The organism is Streptomyces sp. NPDC127106 (genome assembly GCF_042677605.1).
GTDB lineage: Bacteria > Actinomycetota > Actinomycetes > Streptomycetales > Streptomycetaceae > Streptomyces.
The window spans coordinates 1-6,712 of the sequence record NZ_JBHXTC010000018.1 but is presented as its reverse complement, the minus strand read 5'-3'; the positions used below and the strand labels follow the sequence as shown (position 1 = coordinate 6,712).

The following is a 6,712-nucleotide window of genomic DNA, read 5'->3' as shown; positions in this document are numbered from 1 at the left end:
GTCTCTCACGCGTGGTGTGGTGGGTTGTTTTTTTTTTAAAAGCAACCGTATTGATTGTGGGGCCGGGCGGGGGGCGCACCCCGGCCGGCCCCCCCCCCCACCGAGGAGAACACGGTAGGGGTGACGGATTGTGGAGCCAGGAAGCGGCGCTGACCCGGCCGGTGCGGCCGACGACGCCGCCGAGGTGCTCGACCGCCCGCTGCCGGAGGGCGTGCGGCGCCGGGTCGTCACGCTCGTCTCGGACGCCTTCGGTGCACTGACGGTCGCGGACCTCCCGGGACAGCTGCGCCAGTACGCCCGGTTCACTCCGAGCCGGCGCGCCAAGTTCGCGGGCAACGCCATGGCCGCGGCGGTGGAGACGGACGCGGTCTTCCGCGGGCGCGTCGCCGAGAAGGTGCGCGAGGCCCAGGCGGAGCTGGCCGGGGCGCTGGAGTCCGGCGCCCCGCCCGCGGCCGCCGACCCGCTGGACGTGGCCGCCGCCGCGTACATCCTGCGGCCGGTGGGCTGGGTGAAGCTGGTGGCCGCCGCGGGCGAGGAGGCGCAGCGCGCCGACGCCGAGCGGGCGGACGAGGAGGCCCGGCGCGAAGTGGACCGGCTGCGCGAGGAGCTGGCCCACCTACGGGACCTGCAGCGGCACGGCGGCGAGCAGGTGCGCGGCGAGCTGGAGGCGGCCCGCAAGGAAGCCGAATCGCTTCAGCGCAAGCTGCGCAGCGCCCTGAGCGACGTCAAGCGGGGCGAGGCGGCGCTGCGCAAGCTCACCGCCGAGATCGAGGGGATCCGCGCCGAGGCGGCCGCGCAGGTGGCGTCCGCCGAGAGCGAGGCGCGCCGGCTCAAGTCCCGTCTGGCGGAGGCCGAGGCGGCGCTGGAGACCTCCCGACGGGCCGCCCGTGAGGGCCGCAGCGTCGAGGACATGCGGCTGCGGCTGCTGCTGGACACGGTGCTGGACGCGGCCCAGGGGCTGCGCCGGGAGCTGGCGCTGCCGCCGGTGTCGACGCGGCCCGCCGAGACCGTGGACGCGGTGGAGCCGGGCCGGATGAGCCCCAAGGACATCGCTGCGCGGGCGCTGTCGGAGACCGACCCGGCGCTGCTGGACCAGCTGCTGGCGCTGCCTCAGGTGCACCTGGTGGTCGACGGCTACAACGTGACCAAGACCGGCTATCCGACGATGCCCCTGGAGAAGCAGCGGCTGCGGCTGCTGGGCGGGCTGTCGATGCTGGCCGCGCAGACGGGCGCGGAGATGACCTGCGTCTTCGACGGGGCGGAGCTGGCCGCGCCGGTGCTGCTCGCGCCGCCGCGCGGGGTGCGGGTGCTGTTCTCCAAGCCGGGTGTCACGGCGGACGAGCTGATCCGCCAGCTGGTGCGCGCGGAGCCGCCGGGCCGGCCGGTGGTCGTCGTCTCGACGGACCGCGAGGTGGCCGACGGGGTGGCGAAGGCCGGAGCCCGGCCCGTGACGTCCGCTTTGCTCCTGAAGCGGCTTTCGCGCGTTTCCTAACCTCTAAGTGAAATACCCGATTTGGCTGTGCGGTCGGGGAACGTACCGTCAACTCGTCGGCACGGAGCGTGCGGTGAAGGTAAAGAACCTGGTCGGGGGCCGGGTTTTTTCCCGAGGGGGTTTGAAGTGATCACACGCGGTCACTAGGGTCTGGTCAAACCTTCGTGCGGTAGATCACTCATTCGGGGTGTCGGCGGAGGTGTCGCCGGCCCGTGCGCGCGTGACGCGCCCCCTCTTCCGGCGGTCCGAGCAAAGGAGCCCGGCTCGTGGCGTCCCACCGTCGACCCAAGCAGCCGGGCCGCGCACGGGTGACCGTGCTCACCGCCGCGGCCGCCGCAGCCGTCGCCCTCTCCGCGCACAGCGCCTCCGCCGCGCCCAACCGGCCGGGCAAGGACGAGGTCAAGGCCAAGGTCGACGCCCTCTACGAGGAGGCGGAGCAGGCCACCGAGAAGTCCAACCTGGCCAAGGAGCGACAGGAGAAGCTCGAAAAGGAGATCGGTCAGATCCAGGACCAGGTCGCCCGCGGCCAGGAGGAGCTCAACCAGCTGCGCACCACGCTCGGGTCGATGGCCAGCGCCCAGTACCGCACCGGCGGCATGGACCAGTCCGTCGCCCTCTTCCTCTCCGGCGACCCCGAGACCTACCTCGACAAGGCCTCCACCCTGCAGCAGCTGACGGGCCGACAGGTCGACGCCGTCCAGAAGATCCAGGCCAAGCAGCGCAGCCTCGCACAGCAGCGCCAGGAAGCCGCCGGCAAGCTCGCCGACCTCGACGCCACCCGCAAGGAGCTCGGCGAGAAGAAGAAGGCCTCGCAGGCCAAGCTCGCCGAGGCCCAGGCCCTCCTGAACACCCTGACCGCGCAGGAGCGCCAACAGATCAAGGACGAGGACAGCCGGACCAGCCAGGGCGACGCCGACCGCGCCGACGTCGGCAACGTGAAGGCCTCCGGCCGGGCCGGCGCCGCCCTGGCGGCCGCCAAGACCAAGCTGGGCTACGCGTACCAGTCCGGCGCCACCGGCCCCAGCGCGTTCGACTGCTCCGGCCTGACGCAGTGGGCGTACAAGCAGGCCGGCGTGAGCATCACCCGCACCACCTGGACCCAGGCCGAGGAGGGCACCCGCATCCCCCTCAGTGAGCTGCAACCCGGCGACCTGGTGTTCTTCTACTCCGACCTGCACCACGTCGGCCTGTACGCCGGCAACGGCATGACCCTGCACGCCTCGAACCCGCGCGGCGGCATCAAGTACGAGAAGATCAGCTACATGTCGCCCCAGTTCGGCGTCCGCATCTGACCCGACGTGAGGCGAACCGTCCGGACGTGCCCCTGCGCTCCCGGCGGAACACCGGCGCGCCGGACGTCGACCGTCCGGGCGAATTGCGCGGCCCCGTCCTGACCTCGCGCCCCGCCGATGACCTGCGTCTGAGGCGGGGCGCCGGCACGTGCGGCCCGCGGCGGTCGTTGGTCGGGGGGTAGCCGCGCGGCTACTGTCTGCCAGCGCGGAACCCGGCACACGGCCGTCCACGGGGGACGGACCCGGTCCCGCGCAGCGCAAGGGAGCGGTTCCGCATGGCGTCCCACCGCCGGTCCGGACCCGGCAGCCTCGACCGGAACACCAAGGTCGGCATGCTGACCGCGGCCGCCGCGGCGGCCACCGCCGCCGCCATCACCGGGGTGCCCGCCAGCGCCGCACCGGCCCTGCCGAAGGAGCCCTCGGCGACCGTCCGCGCCCAGGTCGACCGGCTCTTCGAGGAAGCAGAACGGGCCACCGAACGCTTCAACGAGGCGGGGGAGCGGGCCGACCGGCTCCGCGCCGACGTCGACCGCGCCCAGGACCGGCTCGCCCGCGGTCAGGACCGCATCAACACCATGCGCGGCCTCCTCGGCGCCTTCGCCGGAGCCCAGTACCGCTCCGGCGGCATCGACCCCGCCGTCGAACTGATGCTGTCCGAGGACCCCGACGAATACCTCGACAAGGCCGCCACCCTCGGCCGGCTCACCGACCACCAGACCCGGCAGCTCGACGAACTGCGCAAGGAGCAGCGGCGGCTGGCCCAGCAGCGCAGCGAGGCCGCGCGGAAGCTCGCCGAACTGGAGGCCGTACGGGCCGACGTGGCCCGGGAGAAGCGCGTCGTGACGGCGAAGCTCGCCGCGGCCCGGCGGCTGCTCAACGAGATGCCCGCCCAGGAGCGGGCCGACTTCGAGCGGGCCTCCCGCTCCGGCGACCGTGGCGGCGCGCTGCCCGACCTGACCGCCACCGGTGCGCTCGGACCCTCCTCCGGCCGGGCCGCGGCGGCCGTGCGGGCCGCCCGCTCCGCCGTGGGCCGGCCGTACATCTGGGGCTCCACGGGCCCCTCCGGCTTCGACTGCTCCGGGCTGATGGTGTGGTCGTACCGGCAGGCGGGCGTCTCCCTGCCGCGCACCTCGCAGGCCCAGCGGCACGCGGGCCGGCAGGTCCCGCTGTCCGAGGCCCGGCCGGGCGACCTGGTGACCTACCGCTCCGACGCCAGCCACGTCGGCATGTACGTCGGCAACGGCCAGGTGGTGCACGCCCCCTACCCGGGAGCCCGGGTCCGCTACGACCCCGTCGGCATGATGCCGGTGTCCTCCGTCACCCGCCCCTGAGCGGAGCCCTGGCTAGGATCGGCGGATGCCCCCGCTCCGCCGAGCCGCCGTAGTGCCGCCGCTGCCACTGCCACTGCCGCTGCCGCGGTCCGCGCTGCCGGTGCCCGGGCCGTCGCGCGGGCTGCTGTGCGGGCTGCCGTGCCTGCTGGTGTGCGTGCTCCTGTGCGGGCTGCTCTCCGGCTGCGCCGCGCCCGCGACGCCGCGCGACACCGCCGACCGGGACGTCCGCGCCGCCGTCGCCGCCTGGGCGCAGCGGCCGCCCGCGGAGCTCGCCGGGATCCCGCTGGAGGACTGGGCGTACGAGGTCACCGGCGTCCGGCGGGACGGGGCCCGCGCCACCGCCACCGCCGCACTGCACTACCGGCTCTCCGGGTACGACACCGCCGCGGCAGGCTCCGCCCGCGAGGTGCGGCTCGGCCTGTCCGACGGGCGGTGGCGGGTCACCGGCGACGCCCCGGCCCCCGGGGCCCCGCCGCAGCTGTGGGACCAGGGGCCGGTGGCGGTGGTCCGGGGCGCGCACGGCCTCGTGCTCGGCTCCGGCCCGGGCGGGCCGGCCCTGACCGCGATCGCCGCCGAGGTCGACCGGGCGGTGCCCGCGGTGAACGCCGCCTGGCCGCGGCCCTGGGCGGGCCGGGTCGTGGTGCTGGTGCCCGGCTCGGTGGACGCGATGGCGGCGCTGCTGGGGCGGCCGGCCGCCGAGTACCGGGGCATGGCCGCGGTGACCACGGGCCGGGTCGGGAGCGGCCCGGCCCCCGCCGACCGGATCGTCGTCAACCCGGAGGCGTACGCCGGACTCACCGCCGAGGGGCGGGCCGTCGTCCTCACCCACGAAGCCACCCACGTGGCCACCCGCCGGGAGACCACGGCCACGACCCCGCTGTGGCTGTCGGAAGGCTTCGCCGACTGGGCGGCGTACCACGGCAGCGACCCCGCTCCCGAACGGGCCGCGCCCGCGCTCGGCCGGGCGGTACGGCGCGGGGAGCTGCCCGCGCGACTGCCGCGGAACGAGGACTTCGCCTTCGGCGGCGACCCGGAGGCGCTCGCCCGGGCGTACGAGGGCGCCTGGCTGGCCTGCCGGCTCGTCGCGCGGCGGTGGGGCGACGCCGCCCTCGTCGACCTGTACGGCCGCGTCGGCCGCGAGCCGCTCCCGGTCGCCCTGCGGGAGGCCCTCGACACGGACGAGGCCGCCCTGACCGAGGCCTGGCGGGACACCCTGCGCACCGACCTCGGCGCGGCCGCCCCGACGCCGTAGGGGTGGCGGGCCCCGTCCCCGAAGGCAGCGGCAGGGCCCGCGGGCCGGTCCGGTACTGTCGGCAGGCGATGCACAAGACGCTGATCGTGACCAACGACTTCCCGCCGCGACCGGGCGGCATCCAGGCCTTCCTGCACAACATGGCACTGCGCCTGGACCCCGACCGGATCGTCGTCTACGCCTCCACCTGGAAGCACGGCGCGGAGGGCCGCGAGGCCACCGCCGCCTTCGACGCCGAGCAGCCGTTCCAGGTGGTGCGCGACCGCACGACCATGCTGCTGCCGACCCCGCGGGTCACCCGCCGGGCCGTGGGACTGCTGCGCGAACACGGCTGCGAGTCGGTGTGGTTCGGGGCCGCCGCCCCGCTCGGTCTGATGGGACCGGCCCTCCGCCGGGCCGGAGCCCGGCGGATCGTGGCGACCACGCACGGCCACGAGGCCGGCTGGGCACAGCTGCCCGCGGCGCGGCAACTGCTGCGCCGCATCGGCGAGGGCACCGACACCCTGACCTACCTGGGCGAGTACACGCGCTCCCGCATCGCCTCGGCGCTGACCGGTGCGGCGGCGGACCGGATGGTGCAGCTCCCGCCGGGCGTCGACGAGAAGACCTTCCACCCCGGGTCGGGCGGCGACGAGGTCCGGGCCCGGCTGGGGCTGTCCGACCGCCCGGTCGTGGTGTGCGTCTCGCGGCTCGTGCCGAGGAAGGGGCAGGACACCCTGATCCGGGCGATGCCGCGGATCCTGGCGGCGGTGCCGGACGCGGTGCTGCTGATCGTCGGCGGCGGGCCGTACGAGGCCGACCTGCGGCGGCTGGCCGGCGAGACGGGAGTCGCGGACTCGGTGGTCTTCACCGGCGCGGTCCCCTGGTCCGAACTCCCGGCGCACTACGGCGCCGGCGACGTCTTCGCGATGCCGTGCCGGACCCGGCGGGGCGGGCTGGACGTCGAAGGCCTCGGCATCGTCTACCTGGAAGCCTCGGCGACCGGGCTGCCGGTGGTCGCGGGGGACTCCGGCGGGGCGCCGGACGCGGTGCTGGACGGAGAGACCGGGTGGGTCGTCCGGGGTGGCGACCCCGGGGACGCGGCGGACCGCATCGTCGCCCTCCTCCGGGATCCGGAGCTGCGCTGCCGCATGGGCGAGCGGGGCCGGGCCTGGGTGGAGGAGCGGTGGCGCTGGGACCTCCTGGCCGACCGCCTCCGCGCCCTCCTGTAGCCGTCGCCCCCAGAAACCGGGGCTACGCCCCGGACCCCGCCCCCGTGCGGGGCGTCCCGTCGCATCGGCACTGCGGGCCGACGGTGCTTGCTCGCGCAGTTCCCCGCGCCCCTGACGGGCCGCCCCCTCAGGGG

At 75.5% G+C, this 6,712-nt stretch carries 5 protein-coding genes; all 5 read left to right on the top strand.

From position 1 onward, the window contains the following. Positions 1–127: 127 nt before the first annotated feature. The 5 genes from ACFVGY_RS17320 to ACFVGY_RS17300 all read left to right on the top strand — a co-directional run bounded on the left by ACFVGY_RS17320 (position 128) and on the right by ACFVGY_RS17300 (position 6,578). Complete coding sequence (locus ACFVGY_RS17320) at positions 128–1,492, top strand: NYN domain-containing protein (protein ID WP_385677852.1); 1,365 nt, start codon at positions 128–130, stop codon at positions 1,490–1,492. 266 nt (positions 1,493–1,758) lie between these two features. Beyond that, entirely contained in the window at positions 1,759–2,784 is a 1,026-nt protein-coding gene (locus ACFVGY_RS17315; protein ID WP_385677591.1) for an NlpC/P60 family protein, read from the top strand. A 275-nt stretch (positions 2,785–3,059) separates the two neighbouring features. After that, positions 3,060–4,115, top strand: coding sequence for an NlpC/P60 family protein (locus ACFVGY_RS17310; protein WP_385677588.1), 1,056 nt, complete (start codon positions 3,060–3,062; stop codon positions 4,113–4,115). A gap of 25 nt (positions 4,116–4,140) precedes the next feature. Continuing rightward, complete coding sequence (locus ACFVGY_RS17305) at positions 4,141–5,367, top strand: hypothetical protein (RefSeq protein WP_385677586.1); 1,227 nt, start codon at positions 4,141–4,143, stop codon at positions 5,365–5,367. Positions 5,368–5,435: 68 nt separating this feature from the next. Further along, positions 5,436–6,578, top strand: coding sequence for a glycosyltransferase family 4 protein (locus ACFVGY_RS17300; protein WP_385677583.1), 1,143 nt, complete (start codon positions 5,436–5,438; stop codon positions 6,576–6,578). Positions 6,579–6,712: the final 134 nt, after the last annotated feature.